The sequence below is a fragment of the Flagellimonas aquimarina genome, assembly GCF_003149745.1.
In the GTDB taxonomy this organism is placed as follows: Bacteria; Bacteroidota; Bacteroidia; order Flavobacteriales; family Flavobacteriaceae; genus Flagellimonas; species Flagellimonas aquimarina.
This window is the reverse complement of record NZ_QGEG01000002.1, coordinates 985,799-1,003,033: the sequence shown is the minus strand read 5'-3', so window position 1 is coordinate 1,003,033 and position 17,235 is coordinate 985,799. Positions and strand designations below refer to the sequence as shown.

Below are 17,235 nucleotides of genomic sequence, written 5' to 3'. Positions count from 1 at the left end.
TGTTGAACCCAACCTGAGCGGCCGACTGCATAGCTAAATTATTTAAAGCGCATATGGACCTTCATCTTCACCTACCAAATTATTTATGGACATTAGTCCATCTGTGGTGAAATATAATATACGCTGTATGGAATTTCCATTAATATTCATTTTGCAAGCTGCTTCCACTGACCCTCTAACTTCGCTTAAATCTTTTTCAGATTCCCAACAATTAAAGTCACCAAAACCTATGGTTCCGCTGGGCAATGATACTGAGTAAGGGTTGTAATAATTCCTTCTGCTATAGGTAGTTCCATTGGTGTCCAACGGGAAAAAATATGCTGAGGTTACCTCACCATTAATTATCCTAGTAGAAAAATCCTCTGTATAAATACCTACTGGCTGTATATATCTGTCACGCCTCGCAGCGGCCTTTATACCTTTACCAAATAAAGGAAAGGACACACAATCCACATCTCGTCCTTCAGGGCCGACAAATGAGCCATCAGCAAAGTTACTGTTTACCTCATTTTCACTAGAAAAATTATCATTCACTACCCATCTCCTATTCACCCCATCACGTTGCCTATATGATCCAATCGGTGATGTGGGCATACTCTGGACGCCATTATAATCATACTCCAGAACTTCATATTCTGTGCCTTGTTCGTTAAAAATGTAGATATCATCCAAGAACTGTCGCAATGCAGCACCAACGCTATCAAAAGTCGTTGCGCCTAAAGGGGCACTAGGGTCTTTAATACTGTAAGGGTCAGAGACAGCTCCACTAGATGCATCAAATATGACATATTCCATTCCAGCGCCATTGAAGATAGCGGTGTATTCATTTTGAATTTGTGTGGCCGCACCAATTCCATCCTCAAAAAGGTCCACCAAGTTTGAATACAGAACTGGGGGTAACACACCTTTTAACTGGCACTCCACAACCTCCATTTCAGTAGAAATGTTGGTTCCAACTTGTTTAGAAGGGTCTTCTAGAGAGTAGATTTCATAAGATAGTGGCAAGCCAGTTCTAATATCAGTGCTCGCAGCTAACATATCGGCCAATTCCGAAATATTGGTTTCTCCCAATCCGGAAAACGTATTTTGAGAATCACCTCCGTAGGCAATTACTTTAATTTTTAGGTCTTCCATTTTCTCCATACTATCTGTTTCCAAGTTTCCTTCAATTTCCTTGTCAAAACTTTTATATGAAGCGTCAATTTGCGTGTTCATTACTTCCAAAGAAGAAGTGGATTCAATGAGCATGTAAAAAATTCTACCATAGGTCACTTTTTTAATATAAGTAGCAGGATTATCTGGCTGTATATATCGGTCCAAATCATCTGGAGTTACACTAGCATCAAAAACATCATCATAACTCGTTGGAAAATCATAACTAACATCATAGTAAGATTGATAGAGTTTTATCAAAACCCGATTATAGGTTTTATCTTGACTAAACGACAATTTACCCTCGGCCTTTACTCCGTATCCTTCAAATGAAAGTCCCATTTGCAAAGCAACTTGTTTTTCGGAGAAAACATTTTCGTAGTCCAAATCAAAATTGGCGGGCACTACTCCAGTGCTTCCCGCAATAATATCGTTCATCGCTTGGCGAACTTGTGACTCGCTCATTTCTGAAAGGTCTTGCGACGCTTCTGGATTCCCATCATTTAAATTATAAGAGATGCTACCTCCTGCTCTTTTAAGGGGAATGCCTTGTGGTTTTACGTTGTTTATCGTTTTTCCCTGTAATAAGGCACCTGGAAATATTTCACTGGCAACACCTCCCAATGTTTGAAACTCACCGGCACCATCCGTAACGCTTACAGTTCTTGATTTACAAATAAACCGTAAGGTCTCAGCATCAGCACCACTACCGGAGGTATAATCATCTGGGTATTCCTCTCCTTCTTCCAAAGTTTCGTCTGTTCGTGACTGGGGTACCTCTTCAAATTCACCTCCTTGTTCAACTACTCCTCTAAAAGTGGTTGGTGTTGGTCCATCATCATCTTGAGAAATAGGGTCATCATCTGTTGGAATCTCCGGGGAATCGCTATCGCTGCTGCAAGAAAAGAGTAACAGTACAAATATTGTTAGCAACGGTAGCAATTTTAAATGAGATTGATTTGTTTTCATAATTATTTGGTTTTTAGGATTCAACACTCCAAACCTAGAGGAGAAAAAACCCCAACCCTAATTTTGAGCATGGACAAAGTATGGACAAGCAGCATGGATTTGATATAAAAACGGTATGGACAACAGTTTTCAATTTGATTGCTCAAATTTTATAAATGGTCAATAAAAACAACATGTCAGAAGAGCTTTTAAAGTAAATTTTTAGCCAACAAACATGGACTTTTTATGGACAAGTGTTTTTTGAACTCTAGAATACCTGTTTCTAGGAAAGGATATTATCGATATCTTGGTAAACCAATCAACCTCTCATGAAAACTCTTAATATTTTTTTTCTTCTTATTTTTTCGATTGTGTGTCAGTTATTGTTTTCACAAGACCAACGCGAAATAGATAGTCTTAAGACTTTGTTACAACAAGAACTTGATTCGGAAAAAAGAATTAAACTTTTGGAAGAATTGCACTCAAGCCTAATTTACAGAGCCCCTAAACAAGCTCTTAATTTTGCTAAAGATGGTCTAAAATTGTCTTTGGAAACAGCAGACAGAAATGCGCAACTAAAAGCTTATTATAATATCGGTGTCGGCTTTATGACCTTGGGCAATATAGATTCGGCAAAATATTTTCACCTAAAAGGAGAAGCTCTTGCAAGAGCACTAGAGCAAAAATTACAACTTGCATATTCAATTTCTGCAATTGCAAATATTAAGGCGTTAGAAGGCGATTTTGATGAATCCATTGTAACATATGAAAAAGCCAACGAAATATTTAAAGAGAAAGACTCCTTATTTGATTTGGGAATAGGAATTGGCAATGTCGCTAGCATATATATGGCGAAAGGCAGCAACAAGATTGCACAAGCAAAATCAATGGAAGCATTAAAAGTTCTTGATAACTTTCAACGTGACCCATATAGAAAGGCAGATATATTGAGAAGAATTGGCCATATACAATATAACATAAAAGACTTTCAGGAATCAATTAAATACTTTAATCAAGCCCTTAAGGTTTACTTAGAAACGGATGACAATGTTTATGCCTCCGAAACATATGTTGATATTGGCACCTCACTCGCTGAAATGGGAGACTACAAAGCCGCCATTTCACAATTCGAAAAGTGTATTGCCCTAACAGAAAAATATGATTTAAAGGGTACGCAAGCTATTGCTTACACCAATTTGGGGAACGCTCTTAGGAAGATTAAGGACTATAATACGTCTTTCATTTATCTAAAGAAAAGTTTAGATTACCAACTTGAACATGGGTTTGTAAATAATAAAATTGAAGTTTTGAAGAGTATGAGCGAATTGTACTTTGATCAAAACCAGACATCTAAAAGCATTGAATACATCAACAAAGCTATCAAGATTGCGGATTCTGTTAAATCTATTGATTATCTCATGAACACTTACCTTTTGAGATCTCAGATTTTCGAAAAACAAGAAAGAAATATGCTTGCACTCTCAGATCGCAAAAAACATGAAGTTTTCAAAGACAGTATTTTTAATATCAAAAAGGTTCAGCAAATTGATGAACTAACTACTATCTATGAAACCGAAAAAAAAGAAGCGGCAATAGCTCTCCAAGAGGAAGAAATCAACACACTAAACGAAAAAGCTAAGGTGGATAAACTCACCAAAGGATTGTATGCCGGAGGTATGGCCTCTGCCCTAGCCTTGTTCGGATTATCTGTCTTTGGATACCGTCAACGAATAAGGAAGAACAAAATAGCTCGCGAAAAGCAGGAGGAGATCTTAAAACAGGAAATAGAACACAAGAAAAAAGAACTGACCAGCCAAACCTTGCACTTAGTGCAGAAAAATACCTTTATCCAAGAACTGAAAGAGAACTTGGAAAACCTCAAAAGCTCCCCTGAAAAGTTCAAAGTGGAGTTTAGACGTATCGTGATGCTCCTCAAAAAGCAAAATGCCTCCGACAAGGACTGGGAAGTCTTTAAATCTTATTTTTCAGAAGTACATAACGACTTTGATCAAAAACTAAAGACTTTATACCCCGATATTTCTGAAAAGGAAATTCGATTGGCAGCCTTTTTACGTATGAATCTGACCACAAAAGAAATTGCGGCCACCTTAAATGTATTGCCAGACAGTATCCTAAAATCCAAATACCGTTTAAAAAAGAAATTGGATTTGCAAAAGGATATAGATTTAACCAGTTTTTTAAATACCCTCTAGAAAAAATCCATAAATCGAATTTTAGCCTTATTTTGAGGGAAATAGTACGAAACAAAATAGCCAACCAAATGAAAAACCAATTGTTAACAACAGTGCTTGCGCTGTTCACCTTTGTTGCATTTACCCAAGAAAAATCAGAAAAAAAAGAAACCCCTGATGGGGAAATTTTCACATCTACCCAATCCGTAAGCATTAATGGCAAAACCATAACACTTGCTACGGAAACCGGTACGGTTCAATTGCGGGACGAAAATGATAAACCAATCGCCTTGTTTGGGTTTACACATTATAAAAAAACGAGTTCGGGTAAAAACAGGCCTATAGTATTTGCTTTTAACGGAGGTCCATTATCAGCTTCCTTTTGGCTTCACTTTGGGGTTTTGGGACCTAAAAGAATCGAGATCAATGATCCAGATTATACCAAACCAGCTCCTTATAAAGTGGTCAATAACCAGTTTTCTATTTTGGACAAAGCAGACTTGGTGATGATCGACCCGGTTGGGGTCGGTTTTAGCAAACCCATCGGTGATGCCAAATGGGAAGATTTTTGGGGTGTAGACCAAGATATTAGAAGCATTGGGCTGTTCATAGAACAGTTTATCATAAAGACGGGTAAAATGAACGCCCCTAAGTATCTTCTAGGCGAAAGTTACGGTACCTTTAGAAATGCAGGCCTGGTCAAGCACTTGCAGGATAAGGGTATTGCCATGAACGGGGTGATCATGGTGTCGGCTGTTTTTGATCTACAGCATTTGTTGTTCGGCCCTGGGGACGACACCGCTTATTTGATTCATTTTCCCACTTATGCAGCAACGGCATGGTATCATAATAAAGTAAAAAACAAGGGCGAAAGCTTGGAGGCTTTTTTAAATGAGGTAAGAACATTTACTGCAAACGAATATGCCCCTGCCCTGCTCAAGGGCGATCAAATAAGTGCTTCGGAACGAAACGCCGTTGCCCAAAAACTGGCAGATTTTTCTGGACTAAGTCAGGACTTTTATTTGAAAGCGGACCTCCGAGTGACCAATGGTGAATATTTTCAGGAACTACTTAGGGATAAGGGACTTACGGTAGGTAGATTAGACTCTAGGTTTACTGGAATAAACGAAGATTTATTGTCGCAATCCTCCTTGACCGACCCGCAGAGTGACGCTATTTCCCCTCCTTATATTTCAGCTTTTAAGGACTATCTGTACAATGACTTAAAGGTGCGAAAAGATTTAAGCTATACCACCACTGCCAGCACCCGAAAGGGCTTTAAATGGGATTGGAACCACAGTGGCAATGTTATATGGAACATGCAAGTGGCAACGACCACCTTACCAGATATGACTTCTGCAATGAAAAGAAATCCCGATTTAAAGATTTTGATCCTAAACGGATACTATGACCTTGCCACGGTCTTTTATGGTGTGGAACATTCCATCAACCATATGGGGTTGGATGCAGAATTGAAAAAGAACATCATCATGAAGTATTATGAGGCCGGCCATATGATGTATACCCATATACCTTCTATGGCGAAGTTTAAAAAAGATGTGGACGAGTTCATTGACCAAACCTCGAACTAAGATTGATTATTACTTTGTTGGCAGATGAAAAAGAGGGGCTGTGTATGGCCCCTCTCGCCTTCTTTACCCAACTATTGCTACAATAAGCTCCCAAACCTGTTCCAGTGAACAATGTATTCTTTTTGTCCTTGTCTATAGGGCTCTTTACTTGTTGACAACAACTAAGTTGAACCTCTTGACATTGAAGGAAAATTCGGCGAACTTCGTTATCGGTCGTTATAGTCCTTTGACACGGGCCATATCTTAGACGACAACGAAACCTTCTGTCATTTCTCCTAAACAATAATATATGATACGAATAATATACAACTGGAACGTGGCACCAGAAAAATTGGCACTTTTTATAGAAACTTGGAAAAGAACAACCAATCAAATCCATAAAGAGGTCAAAGGAGCTAGAGGTAGTTTTATGCTACAAAACGATAGTGACCCAACAGCAATAAAAACTATAGCAAGGTGGGATTCTCTAGATGACTGGAAGAAATTTTGGCATGAGGGCAAGCATAACCAAATGGAATCTATGCATGATTTGGGAGAACGCATCTCTGTAGAAATCTTTAGAGAAATAGATGATTTCACAAGCTAAGATGAAGTAGCCCCTAGCTTCAACAAGAATATATCTTGTGAGCACATACCTTGCCGAGACAGTTGTAACAACCTTTGGTTGTCACATAGCTATAAAATTCTCGTCTTTATATAAACAATATAACCATGAAACATCTTCTTTTAGGGCTTTTTTTGGTCACCCAATTTAGTATCAGCCAACAGAATACCGCAAAGCTAAACCCAAATAGCCTTCGTATAGAACTTACTAACGGCCATTGGTTCAATGGCAACACCTTTGTAGAAAAAAAAGTTTGGGTAAATAATGGCATCTTAAGTTTTTCCAAGGAAAACACCCAAAATGACACTGTTATTGACCTCACTGGCAAATATGTGATACCTCCTTTTGCCGAGGCACATAACCACAACCTGGAAAGCGACTATGAGTTGGAAAAACGCATTAGTGCATACCTGGACAATGGGGTGTTTTATGTAAAGCACCTATCCTCCATAAAAAAGCGGATAGATCCTTTAATGCACCATTACAACAAACCAAACGGCATAGATGTAAGCTTGGCACATGCTCCTTTGACGGGAAGCGGCGGTCATCCCGTTGCACTAAGAAAAAGGTTTCTTGGGTATGGCCATTTCGATGGACTTTTCAATACAATAGAAGAGATAGAATCCCATGGTTATTTTATTATGGACAATGAGGACGATTTGAAACGTAAATGGAATCAGGTACTGTCCTTTAAGCCCAATTTCATCAAGATCAACCTGCTATATTCCGAAGAATACGTAAAACGGAAAAACGATACGGCCTATTTTGGTAAAAAAGGACTTGATCCAGATCTGGTGCCTGCTATCGTTGCAAAAGCACATAAGAACAATTTAAGGGTTAGCGCACATGTTGCCACGGCCCACGATTTTCATGTGGCGGTAGCCGCCGGGGTCCATGAAATTGCGCACCTGCCCGAAATTCATAACGGCCAGTCCATCGCTCTAGAAGATGCCCAATTGGCCGCACAAAGGGGTGTAGTGGTGACCACCACAGCTTCTTTGGTCACCAAAAACAGGAAAAAACCCAATTACGACGAATTATTGGGTAATGTACGTTCCAATTTAAAAATCCTAAAGGAGGCAGGTGTAACTCTTGCCATTGGTTCCGATATGTACAACGATAGTTCGGTTGGAGAGTTCCAGTTGCTTCATTCCCTAAACCTGTTCAGTAATCTAGAATTGCTTAAAATGTGGTGCGAAAATTCGGCTACTACTACCCTACCCCATAGAAAGATTGCCTTTTTAAAGGAGGGGTATGAGGCAAGCTTCTTGGTGCTGGATAAAAACCCTTTGCAACAAATTGATGACGTAAACAAGTCCATCAAGTTAAGAGTTAAGCAGGGTGCCATCCTAGATTGATGAACTAAATCTGACCTCCTACCTACTAGGCATTAACCATAAGGCTCCGTATCTTTGCATTGTGGAAAAAGAAAAAAAGATTATCCTTTTTGATGGTGTTTGCAACCTTTGTAATGGAGCTATCCAGTTTGTGATCAAACGCGATAAGAAAGATACGTTTCGCTATGCCGCCCTACAAAGTGAAATTGGAGAGCAACTTGTCACCGAGCGCGCCATTGATACCGCAAAAGTGGATTCCATTATTTTAATAGAGCCAGGGGTCGCCTATTTCACCAAATCTGATGCCGCTTTGCAAATAAGCAAAAGTTTTGGTGGAAGTTGGAAATTACTGAGCATTTTCACTTGGATACCCAAATCTTTTAGAGATGTTGTTTACGACCTAATAGCACGTAACAGATACAAATTGTTCGGTAGAAAAGATGCCTGTATGATTCCCACTCCAGAGTTGCAGGCCAAGTTTTTAGACTCATGATATTTATGGAAAAGCTATCGCACAAAATCTTTGACTATTTAATTGACTCCGGACTATCGCCCGAGTGGGCCTCCTATATAAATCTTGCTATTCTCTTGATTGGACTTCTTACCATTTTATTCTTGCTTGATTTTATGCTAAGAAAAATATTGGTTGGGCTCTTTACGCGACTGTCCATAAACTCCAAAACACATTTTGATGATTTCTTGGTCAAAAATAGGGCTCCACGCAATATCGCCCATATTATACCTTTAGTCTTACTCTTTAAAGCGGTTCCATTTGTTTTTAGGGATTTTCCTGCTGCAGAACCCTTCCTGTTAAAAACTATTGAGGTTATTGGTATTTTCCTTTTTCTGTGGATCGTTCGTAGCCTTTTGCATACCATTAAAGACTTCCTTAAGACACTACCAAGCCTAAAGGACAAACCAATAGACAGCTATATTCAGGTGTTCATGATTTTTGCATGGGCTTTTGGATTGTTCTTTGCCTTTTCCATTATCACTGGAATTGAATTATGGAAGTTCTTTACGGCCTTGGGAACTGCATCCGCTGTTATCATTCTAGTCTTTAGGGACACTATTATGGGGTTTGTTGCCAGTATTCAAGTATCCATCAATGACATGGTCCGCATTGGTGATTGGATCACTTTTGATAAATACGGAGCAGATGGTGACGTCATAGAAATAAATCTCGCCACGGTGAAAGTCCAGAATTTTGATAAGACCATTACAACGATTCCCACCTATGCCCTTATTTCAGACTCGTTCAAAAACTGGCGCGGTATGACTAACTCTGGTGGTAGACGTATAAAAAGAGCCTTGTTGATCAAGCAAGAAAGCATTCGTTTTCTTGAGAAAAGTGATGTGGAATCCCTTCAAAAAATCGAATTGATATCAGAATACTTAAAAAACCGAAGTGCTGATATTGAAAAGTACAACACGGAACATAATGTGGACAAATCCATACTGCTCAATGGAAGGAATATGACCAATATCGGCATTTTTAGAAAATACATTGATGCATACCTTAACAATCATTCTGCCGTGAACAAGGAAATGACCATTATGGTAAGGCAACTGGACCCCACCTCACAAGGAATTCCCATGGAAGTATATGCCTTTAGCATTGATAAACGATGGGAAAACTATGAGTATATCATGGCAGATATTTTTGATCATCTTTTAGCCGCCATTTCTTACTTTGACTTAGAAGGGTTTGAGTTGCCAAGTAGCAGTAATTTTACATCGAAGTAATGCAATGGACATTTTTAAAGGTGTAAAAGCAACGTTTACCTCTATTAATTATCTAATACAAAACCTAACAATGGAAAGGTTTATCATTACTATACTGTGTTTTATAGCACTTACCGCTTGTTCCAATACAGATAACGAATCAAAAGAAGACATTTTGAGTGGAGTATGGAATGTGCAAAACATTAGTGGTGGTTTTGTGGGCATGGATCAGGATTTTGAAGAGGAAACCATCACCTGGACATTTAATGCCGATAATTCAACGTTAACCGTGGTCAACAATAATGTGCTTGTAGATGTTATTTATGATGGACTGGATACCGGTTCTTACCCCTACACCATAATTGAAGTTGACAATGAACGTTTTTTAGAAATAGATGGACAAGAATTCGGTGGTATTTTGTTTACAAATGGCCAACTGCTGCTAGATCAGAATAAGATATCCACAGGTTCAGGCGCGGATGGGTTTATTCTGTTGTTCAAATTAGAAATAGACTGATTAAAACGATAACAATAAAATTGTTCACCGCATGGAGTATGATGCCAGTGATCAATCCTTCAGTTTTCCTTGCGTAGTATCCCGTTACCAATCCAAAAACAAAATAATATATAAAGAGTTTCAAGCTGAAATGAATTAGTGCAAACATTGATGCTTGGATAACATTAGCACCTATAAAACCCAAATGTTTTTCTACTGAACCCAAAACCACTCCTCTAAATATCACTTCCTCATAAATTGGGGCAACCACTGCCACCGCTAGTACTGCCACAAAAAAACCATATGTCTTTAAAATGGCCACTATTTCCACCGACGCATTAAAAACTAGTTGCGTTGAATCAAAATCGTCAATATCTACAAAACCCTTTAGGATTTTTAAAAAGATAATGTTGAAAATCACAAAACCGATTCCCAATTTTAAAGAAGTCCAAACAGATAGTTTAGAACTATAAAGACTGTACAGCACATCCTTTTTAAGGACGAAGAGGGTACCAATTGCCATAAAAGCTACAAAAGCCAACATGCTATTTGCCAAAACCAATTGATCTTCCACAACTTCTTCATAAGAAATAATAACCTCGAAGAATGCATTGATATTTTCTTCATAGAAAAAAACCAAAGAGAGCAAATATTGCGCAAACAGGTAGACAAAACTTATAATCCAAAAGTGTCTTAAACCCCAATTAAAATTTAATTTTGGAATAATCTGTTTTCCTTTTCTCTTTATAAATAGGCCCAAATTAAAGATGGGCAGCACCCACAAATATGGAATTGCTACAAGGAAAAAAATAGAGAGAACTAAGAATGACAAATGCAACAGTTCAGAAAAACTCCAAGGAAGAAAAGGGTTTTTAAAAAATACGTGAAATCGTTTTATTGCAAAAAAATCATCAAAACTATTCTCCTCTTGAAGATTTCTAAGACTTGATAAAGCTGTTTTACTATCCGAATGTTTCAAATCATGATCAAAAAGGTTTTGAAGGCTGGACACTTTGTTCCACTCAGAAAGGGTGCCTTTGACCAAAAACTCTCTTGCTAGGTCAAAATCACCAAGATTCTCCATGGCCAAAGCCATTTCAGAATAATTGATAAATGTTGAATCTTTACGCTTTACTTCGTCAAACAGTTTTAAAGCCAACTCTGTTTCCCCAACCTCTAAGAGCAGTTTTGCTTTAGTGTTTATCTGCCATAAAACAGTATCATTGTCCAATTGAGGTAATAAAACTTTTTTTGCCAAATGATTTTTACCGTTCTCTACATATATTTCTGCAATCGGTATTGATAAATCTAAATCGCTGTTTAATCCTTGTGCCTTTACATAATACCTAAGCGTCTTTTCACTATTTTCGCCATACCTGTAATAATCCCCTAACATTTTATTAATAGATGCCTTATCAATGTCCGTCCAACTCGCTGGGCTATTCAGGATTTTATTTTGTGCTTCTTCTAAAATTGCCAACTTTTCATCACCATAGAGGTTCTCCGCTTTATAGATGAGAACGTTTGGGTTATTTGGGTAATTGAGGTATAGCTCATCAATACATTTTTCAGTTTCCTCATACTTTAAATTGTATTCTTCATACTCATCGTAATACGAGTTCCCAATGAATTTACAGCGCTCAACCTTGGCAATAAGGTCTAAAGGGTTTTCAATGATATATGCATCATATAATTCAATTATTCTTTGAAAGTCGACATCTTTGGAATCATTTAATTGATTTACATAGAAATCATGACTATCCACATCTCCAAAACCAGGTATTTCTTGGGAAATAGAGGAAAAGGCAATAAAAAATAAAAAAAGGAAACTGATTCGAAAATTCATATGGTCGGATTCGGTTGATTTGTTTAAAATAACACATAAAACTTTAACAAAGTACAACTTTACTCATTGAGATTGCCACTTTGCGAATTTCCAATTTTACAACCTGATTGTTACATCTAAGTTTACTCAAACTTTAAATCCAACAGTCATGAAAAAGCTATTATTCCTTTTATTGTTCTATCCAATTTTATCGGTTGGAAGCGATAGAAAAATTCCATCAAAAATCAAAGATGTAACAGTATATCTCAGCGGAGCGCAGGTATATAGAAAAGCACAGTGCACTTTGGCAGAAGGCACCAATGAATTGGTCTTTTCTGGACTCTCTTCCAAAATTGAGGAGAGTAGTATTCAAATCTCTGGGTTGCAAGCTGTCTCCATCTTATCTATGTCTTATGATTTAAACTATTTGGAAAAATCTGAAAGCAATCCACAGGTAAAGAAATGGGAAGATAAAATTATCCATATCCATCATGAAATTGCCATGCTCAAAAACTTGATTGCTGGTCTGGAAGAAGAAGAGAAGGTAATCACCACCAACAGAATGGTGAGTACCGATAACCAAGCACTGGATTTAAATAAGGTAAAGGAAATAAGCACCTATTACCGCGAACGCATTACCAATATTAAGAATGAGATTTTTAGAACTAACCTTAACATAAATGAATTCAATTTAGAGGTAAATGCCTTGAGAAAGCAGTTGGCGGAAGCAAACAATGCACCAGAAGAAGAACAGGGCGAGCTGACCATAACCTTTGATGCTCCTATTGCCACAAACTTGGATTTATCCATTTCTTATTTGGTAAGGGATGCAGGTTGGATTCCTAATTACGATATTAAATCCAAAAAACTAAATGACCCAATTGACCTTTCGTATAAGGCACATGTCTACCAAAAAACTGGGAAAAATTGGGACAATGTGAACGTAACCTTATCTACAGGAAACCCCAACGTAAATGTGAACAAGCCCAACTTAGGGACCAAATACCTCAATTTTGTAAGTAGATATGCTAAACGACAAAAGACATCCACCAAGAAAAAAGGCTATGTGTACAACCCAACTGTGCGAAAAGTGATAGGCACCATTGTAGATGAATCAGGTAGTCCATTGCCTGGGGCAAATATTGTTGTAAAAGGAACAAACAATGGCACCCAAACGGATTTTGATGGTAATTTTTCACTTGATGTAATTTCCGGCAGGGAATTGGTCATCTCATATATTGGCCAAAAAACACAAGAACTGCCTATCTATTCTTCAGTCATAAATGCACAATTGGAAGAAGATGCGGCAACATTAGATGAAGTGGTTGTGACAGGTTACGGTATAAAAAGAGAGAAATCTACTCTAGGTTATGCCGTTTCAGAAATTGAACCAGAAAATTTGTTGCAGGGTAAGGCAGCGGGTGTGCATATTACAGGCGCTTCCGGTGCTTCAACCAACATTAGGATAAGAGGTAATTCCAGTTTTCAAAGAGCCCAACCACCGCTCTATATTGTGGACGGGGTGCCGCTAGAAGGTTTTGGCGAAGGTGATTTGGACGAAAATGAAATTCAAAGCATGGAAGTACTTAAAGGAGCTGAAGCCAGCGCACTATATGGCAACAGAGGTGCAAATGGGATAGTAGTGATAACCACTAAGAAGAGCTCAATACAAGATGGTCTAACCAATACCAAGTTCGTTATCAAAAAACCATATTCCATAATTTCTGATGGAGATATTACCGCAATAGAGATTAATACCTTCAAAGTATCTGCTGAATATGAATATTTTGCCGCTCCTTTGATCAATGAAAATGTTTTTCTTACAGCAACCCTTAAAGATTGGGAGAAGTACCAATTGCTACCAGGTGAGGCCAATGTTTATTTTGAAGGAGGGTATGCGGGTAAAACCAACCTTGATCCCTTTACCGTAAAAAAGGAAATGACTCTTTCTCTTGGCATTGACCCAGGCATCACTGTGAGCAGAAAGCAACAACGCAATTTTAAAAGTAAATCGTTTACAGGGAGCAATCGTGTGCTCAATAGAACTTACGACCTGGAAGTGAAGAACAACAAAAGTTCAGCTATTGATTTAAAACTGATGGATAGAATTCCTATTTCTCAGAACAAAGAAATCAAAGTGGATGATGTTGAACCGCAAGCTGCAGATTACAACAAGAAAACCGGTTTGTTAAGCTGGAGCTTAAAATTGAACAGTAAAGAAAGTACAAAGGAAAGCTTCTCCTTTCAAGTAAAGTACCCTAGGGGAAGATATATTTCGCTATAATAGTTTGGTGAGCGTGTTGTTTTGCACTTTGTTCAAAGCAACGCGCTTATTTAAGGTTGTTTAGAATAAAATCCAATGTCTTGTTGGTATTCAGTTTTTGTTCAAACGACAGGCTTTTGTGCGTAATAGGTTGCGCCAGTCCCAATTGCTTCAGGTGATTGATTTGATCTTCATAATCCAATGAAACCTTGCCCATAAACAACACATCCATAGGTTCTTCATTTTGATATCGCTTATATATTTTTCGCAGTCCGCTCAAATACAATCTATCCTTTGTAAAACCACCCCCACGATGGGCCCTTAGTGTTATCCCAAATGCCTCATCCTTATTCAACTTATACTGTCCATGAATTAAGTCGAAAGTATCAGCAAAACTGTAGCCTTTTATAAGTCCGTCTGCAGCCATTACCCTATATGCCAATTCTTTCAATCTCCTTAACGTAAGGGCACCTCCCATATATTCGCTAAAAACGGACAATCCTTCTTGCGTCTCCACATTTTTGGGCAATCCGTTGGAGAATATTTTTAGCGGCTGGTCCAATCCATTAAATGTAGTGACCAAATGTACCCCTATCTCGTGGTTGGCCAAGGTCAATAGCTGATTCTTGCTAAACTTCACGTTCTTTTTGATCAATAAAGTTTGTGAACTATTACTGACCATTGCTTCTGCAGCTATATTGGTTGAAAAGCGAATGTTAAGCGGAAAATTGTAGCGGGTAATAAAATCACCAAAATAAGCTTTGGCATCGTTAGGAGAAAATACCTTGTCCATATCAGAAGTAGTGGGCTCATCTTTAAAATGAAGAATAAACCTGGCATTCTGAACATCTTTTTCCGTAGGTGTACCAAACGCTCGGAGCGAATTGTAGTAAAATCTTTTCCCTTGGCCAATGGTCTCAATGCACTGAATCATATTCGCGTAATAGTATATCACATCTTGATATAACTGACGGATAGATTCATCCTCAATACGCTCCAATCGTTGTGAAAAGAACAGGCGTTGCAGCTTATAAGGGTCAAACTTTATTTTCGGATACTTGAATTCTGGTTCTATACTATATTTTGAAGTAAAAAAGCGATGTTTTTCCTTTTCTATGTTTAATGGGTTCACATAACTGAGCAACTCAATCCGTTTTACCAAACGGTTTAAGTTCGAGTCAATATCAAACAACGCAGGGTACTCCTTTTGTAACTCTTGTTGTTGTTTTACTTCAATCATGTGTTCTTTTGGAATTCATCAACTTGCAAAGGTATCAAATCTTTAAGTTGATTCTCAACGGATTTCACTACTTCGGGATAAATAACGCCAGAAAGCTCATCGCAGTATATTTTTGAGATTTCTGTAGCCAAAACCAATGTGTTCCTGAAGTTTTGTGTAATGTATTTTAAAAAATAGCCATTTCCTTGGAAGGTATCATTGATCTTGGAAGTTGATTTTATACCATTAGGCAATTGCATGGCCTCTAGCTTAGATCGCCAACTTTCTATTAAACTGCCAAACCTATCATTATCCACATTGGAGGTGCCTAAGTTCCAAACGGGGACTTCCCTGTCCCATCGTTTCCAATTATAGCTATGCATATCAAAAACAATCACATTATGAAAATTGGATTCCAATTTCGCCATTAATGCGTTGACCACTTTGTAAAAATTTGCATGTTTGTACAGACTATGCTGTTTTTCGGTCTCCGGTAAAACATCTTTCCATAGTTGTTTGCCCCATGCCGTCTCAAAAATTGCCGTTTCTGGAGGTCGATTCAAATCATATTCAAACCTACTGTCGCAGCCCGCAATTACTATTGGAAAGTTATGCACCATTTGTTTGGTGCAAGGGTCTTCCTCATACCAGCGCTCATATTCTGTATGCAAACAATTATCCCACAATGCTTTACGAAACTGATGTCCATCATGTACCGCTCCACAAACATAGGGAACGTACTCTTCAATTTTTAGGGTAAAAGAATAATCCTCGGAAACGGCTTCAAAAACTTTTCCCGATTCAATATTGGAAATAATATCAGAAACAGATAACCTATGCATTTTCCACTTCGCTTCGTAATCTGGATCTTCTATCAAAGGCCTGTAGCTTATCAATGACCTTGCTTTCGACAAAATCAATAACCTTGCATTGTATTTTTGTTTTATAGACCTTGTTCATGTACGTGATTCCGCCGGGAGACATCACATTGACTTCCACTAGTTTTCCCCCTATGACATCGATACCAACAAAGAAAAGCCCATCATTTACCAATTTAGGGCCAATCTGTTTACAAAGCGCTTTCTCTTCTTTTGTTAATGAATGTTTGGCCACAGAACCACCTGCAGAAACATTGGATCTATGGTCATCGGAACCCGGTATTCGTCTCATTGCTCCAATAGGCTCTCCGTTCAAAATTAAAATTCTAACATCGCCCTGGTCCGCACCTTCAATATATTCTTGAAGTATGACATAGTTAGAAGTTCCATCTGAATTAGTTACATAAAAATCCAGCAATGATTTTATATTGGACATTGCAGCTCTTTCAATTAAGATAACCCCAGAACCACCAAACCCATTTAAAGGTTTTAAAATCATTTTATCTGCTTCGGATTCATTGATTTGCCGTACCAAATAGTTCTTGTTTTTTGAAACGTGTGTTACTGGAATAATGTTGCTATGACTATCACCAAATGCAGCTGTATAAAGCTTGTTGTTTGCTTCCCGAAGCCCCTGAAGCGAATTCACAATGAATACATCATCTTTTACAGAGTCCAAAAAGTTAAGCATTAATGGATCTAGAGGTGGGTTGGCGCGCATAAAAATAACATCAAACCCAGCCAATGGAAGCATTTCTTCACGCAAGGATGCCTGTTTGTAAAATGTTTTTAAACTACTAGAGACCTTGTCCATTTTATTTACCACTGTGCAAAAAGCGCTGGTAACACTATTTCTAATGGTTAGATTGGCCGGAGTGCAGAGCGCAACCCCATGTTTCCTTTTTACACATTCATGAATAAGCGCAAGGCTTGTATCGTTCTCTGGTTGAATTTCTTCCCAAGGGTACATTAAAAAACAGATGTTCATGACTCTAGTTGATTTA

The 17,235-nt window shown here is 38.1% G+C and carries 13 protein-coding genes; 8 read left to right on the top strand and 5 right to left on the bottom strand.

Annotated elements, in window-relative coordinates; translation table 11 throughout:
• Nucleotides 1–42: 42 nt before the first annotated feature.
• Nucleotides 43–2,121, bottom strand: coding sequence for a thiol-activated cytolysin family protein (locus tag DKG77_RS11335; RefSeq protein WP_109663072.1), 2,079 nt, complete (start codon nucleotides 2,119–2,121; stop codon nucleotides 43–45).
• A 308-nt stretch (nucleotides 2,122–2,429) separates the two neighbouring features.
• Here DKG77_RS11335 and DKG77_RS11330 point away from each other — a divergent pair, with 308 nt between their 5' ends.
• The 7 genes from DKG77_RS11330 (at nucleotide 2,430) to DKG77_RS11300 (ending at nucleotide 10,067) form a co-directional block, all read left to right on the top strand.
• A complete protein-coding gene (locus DKG77_RS11330; protein ID WP_109663071.1) occupies nucleotides 2,430–4,313 on the top strand; it encodes a tetratricopeptide repeat protein in 1,884 nt (627 codons plus the stop codon).
• A 68-nt stretch (nucleotides 4,314–4,381) separates the two neighbouring features.
• Nucleotides 4,382–5,884, top strand: a complete 1,503-nt coding sequence (locus DKG77_RS11325) for a S10 family peptidase (RefSeq protein ID WP_109663069.1) — start codon at nucleotides 4,382–4,384, stop codon at nucleotides 5,882–5,884.
• A 289-nt stretch (nucleotides 5,885–6,173) separates the two neighbouring features.
• Nucleotides 6,174–6,470 (top strand): antibiotic biosynthesis monooxygenase family protein, encoded by a 297-nt coding sequence (locus DKG77_RS11320; RefSeq protein ID WP_109663067.1) that lies wholly within the window; start codon nucleotides 6,174–6,176, stop codon nucleotides 6,468–6,470.
• A gap of 125 nt (nucleotides 6,471–6,595) precedes the next feature.
• Nucleotides 6,596–7,846 carry an amidohydrolase family protein gene (locus tag DKG77_RS11315; RefSeq protein ID WP_109663065.1) on the top strand — a complete coding sequence of 417 codons (1,251 nt, stop codon included), beginning with the start codon at nucleotides 6,596–6,598 and terminating at the stop codon, nucleotides 7,844–7,846.
• 61 nt (nucleotides 7,847–7,907) lie between these two features.
• Nucleotides 7,908–8,318 (top strand): thiol-disulfide oxidoreductase DCC family protein, encoded by a 411-nt coding sequence (locus tag DKG77_RS11310; RefSeq protein ID WP_109663064.1) that lies wholly within the window; start codon nucleotides 7,908–7,910, stop codon nucleotides 8,316–8,318.
• A 5-nt stretch (nucleotides 8,319–8,323) separates the two neighbouring features.
• The gene (locus DKG77_RS11305) at nucleotides 8,324–9,571 is read left to right on the top strand and encodes a mechanosensitive ion channel family protein (RefSeq protein WP_207785450.1); all 1,248 of its coding nucleotides are present in this window, start codon (nucleotides 8,324–8,326) and stop codon (nucleotides 9,569–9,571) included.
• 70 nt (nucleotides 9,572–9,641) lie between these two features.
• Nucleotides 9,642–10,067 carry a hypothetical protein gene (locus DKG77_RS11300; RefSeq protein ID WP_133248451.1) on the top strand — a complete coding sequence of 142 codons (426 nt, stop codon included), beginning with the start codon at nucleotides 9,642–9,644 and terminating at the stop codon, nucleotides 10,065–10,067.
• On the opposite strand, the gene DKG77_RS11295 is transcribed toward DKG77_RS11300, so the two are convergent.
• Nucleotides 10,048–11,892, bottom strand: a complete 1,845-nt coding sequence (locus DKG77_RS11295) for a type II CAAX endopeptidase family protein (RefSeq protein WP_109663057.1) — start codon at nucleotides 11,890–11,892, stop codon at nucleotides 10,048–10,050. The genes DKG77_RS11300 and DKG77_RS11295 overlap by 20 nt on opposite strands.
• A 148-nt stretch (nucleotides 11,893–12,040) precedes the next feature.
• On the opposite strand from DKG77_RS11295, the gene DKG77_RS11290 reads away from it, so the two are divergent.
• Nucleotides 12,041–14,155 (top strand): DUF4139 domain-containing protein, encoded by a 2,115-nt coding sequence (locus DKG77_RS11290; protein WP_109663055.1) that lies wholly within the window; start codon nucleotides 12,041–12,043, stop codon nucleotides 14,153–14,155.
• Nucleotides 14,156–14,201: 46 nt separating this feature from the next.
• On the opposite strand, the gene DKG77_RS11285 is transcribed toward DKG77_RS11290, so the two are convergent.
• From DKG77_RS11285 to gshB, 3 genes are read right to left on the bottom strand one after another with little or no spacing between them, the layout of a single operon-like run.
• Nucleotides 14,202–15,374: a flavohemoglobin expression-modulating QEGLA motif protein gene (locus tag DKG77_RS11285; protein WP_109663054.1), complete on the bottom strand. Its 1,173-nt coding sequence runs from the start codon at nucleotides 15,372–15,374 to the stop codon at nucleotides 14,202–14,204.
• Nucleotides 15,371–16,195, bottom strand: coding sequence for an N-formylglutamate amidohydrolase (locus DKG77_RS11280; RefSeq protein WP_109663052.1), 825 nt, complete (start codon nucleotides 16,193–16,195; stop codon nucleotides 15,371–15,373). The genes DKG77_RS11285 and DKG77_RS11280 overlap by 4 nt, the downstream gene beginning before the upstream one ends.
• The gene (gene gshB, locus DKG77_RS11275; protein WP_109663760.1) at nucleotides 16,188–17,219 is read right to left on the bottom strand and encodes a glutathione synthase; all 1,032 of its coding nucleotides are present in this window, start codon (nucleotides 17,217–17,219) and stop codon (nucleotides 16,188–16,190) included. Before gshB ends, DKG77_RS11280 begins: the two co-directional genes overlap by 8 nt.
• Between the last annotated feature and the right edge of the window lie 16 nt (nucleotides 17,220–17,235).

What these genes read in the sequence shown, in the direction of transcription:
- DKG77_RS11335 (WP_109663072.1), bottom strand. Translation starts at nt 2,121, where the DNA reads ATGAAAACAAATCAATCTCATTTAAAATTGCTACCGTTGCTAACAATA.
- DKG77_RS11330 (WP_109663071.1), top strand. Translation starts at nt 2,430, where the DNA reads ATGAAAACTCTTAATATTTTTTTTCTTCTTATTTTTTCGATTGTGTGT.
- DKG77_RS11325 (WP_109663069.1), top strand. Translation starts at nt 4,382, where the DNA reads ATGAAAAACCAATTGTTAACAACAGTGCTTGCGCTGTTCACCTTTGTT.
- DKG77_RS11320 (WP_109663067.1), top strand. Translation starts at nt 6,174, where the DNA reads ATGATACGAATAATATACAACTGGAACGTGGCACCAGAAAAATTGGCA.
- DKG77_RS11315 (WP_109663065.1), top strand. Translation starts at nt 6,596, where the DNA reads ATGAAACATCTTCTTTTAGGGCTTTTTTTGGTCACCCAATTTAGTATC.
- DKG77_RS11305 (WP_207785450.1), top strand. Translation starts at nt 8,324, where the DNA reads ATGGAAAAGCTATCGCACAAAATCTTTGACTATTTAATTGACTCCGGA.
- DKG77_RS11300 (WP_133248451.1), top strand. Translation starts at nt 9,642, where the DNA reads ATGGAAAGGTTTATCATTACTATACTGTGTTTTATAGCACTTACCGCT.
- DKG77_RS11295 (WP_109663057.1), bottom strand. Translation starts at nt 11,892, where the DNA reads ATGAATTTTCGAATCAGTTTCCTTTTTTTATTTTTTATTGCCTTTTCC.
- DKG77_RS11290 (WP_109663055.1), top strand. Translation starts at nt 12,041, where the DNA reads ATGAAAAAGCTATTATTCCTTTTATTGTTCTATCCAATTTTATCGGTT.
- DKG77_RS11285 (WP_109663054.1), bottom strand. Translation starts at nt 15,374, where the DNA reads ATGATTGAAGTAAAACAACAACAAGAGTTACAAAAGGAGTACCCTGCG.
- DKG77_RS11280 (WP_109663052.1), bottom strand. Translation starts at nt 16,195, where the DNA reads ATGCATAGGTTATCTGTTTCTGATATTATTTCCAATATTGAATCGGGA.
- gshB (WP_109663760.1), bottom strand. Translation starts at nt 17,219, where the DNA reads ATGAACATCTGTTTTTTAATGTACCCTTGGGAAGAAATTCAACCAGAG.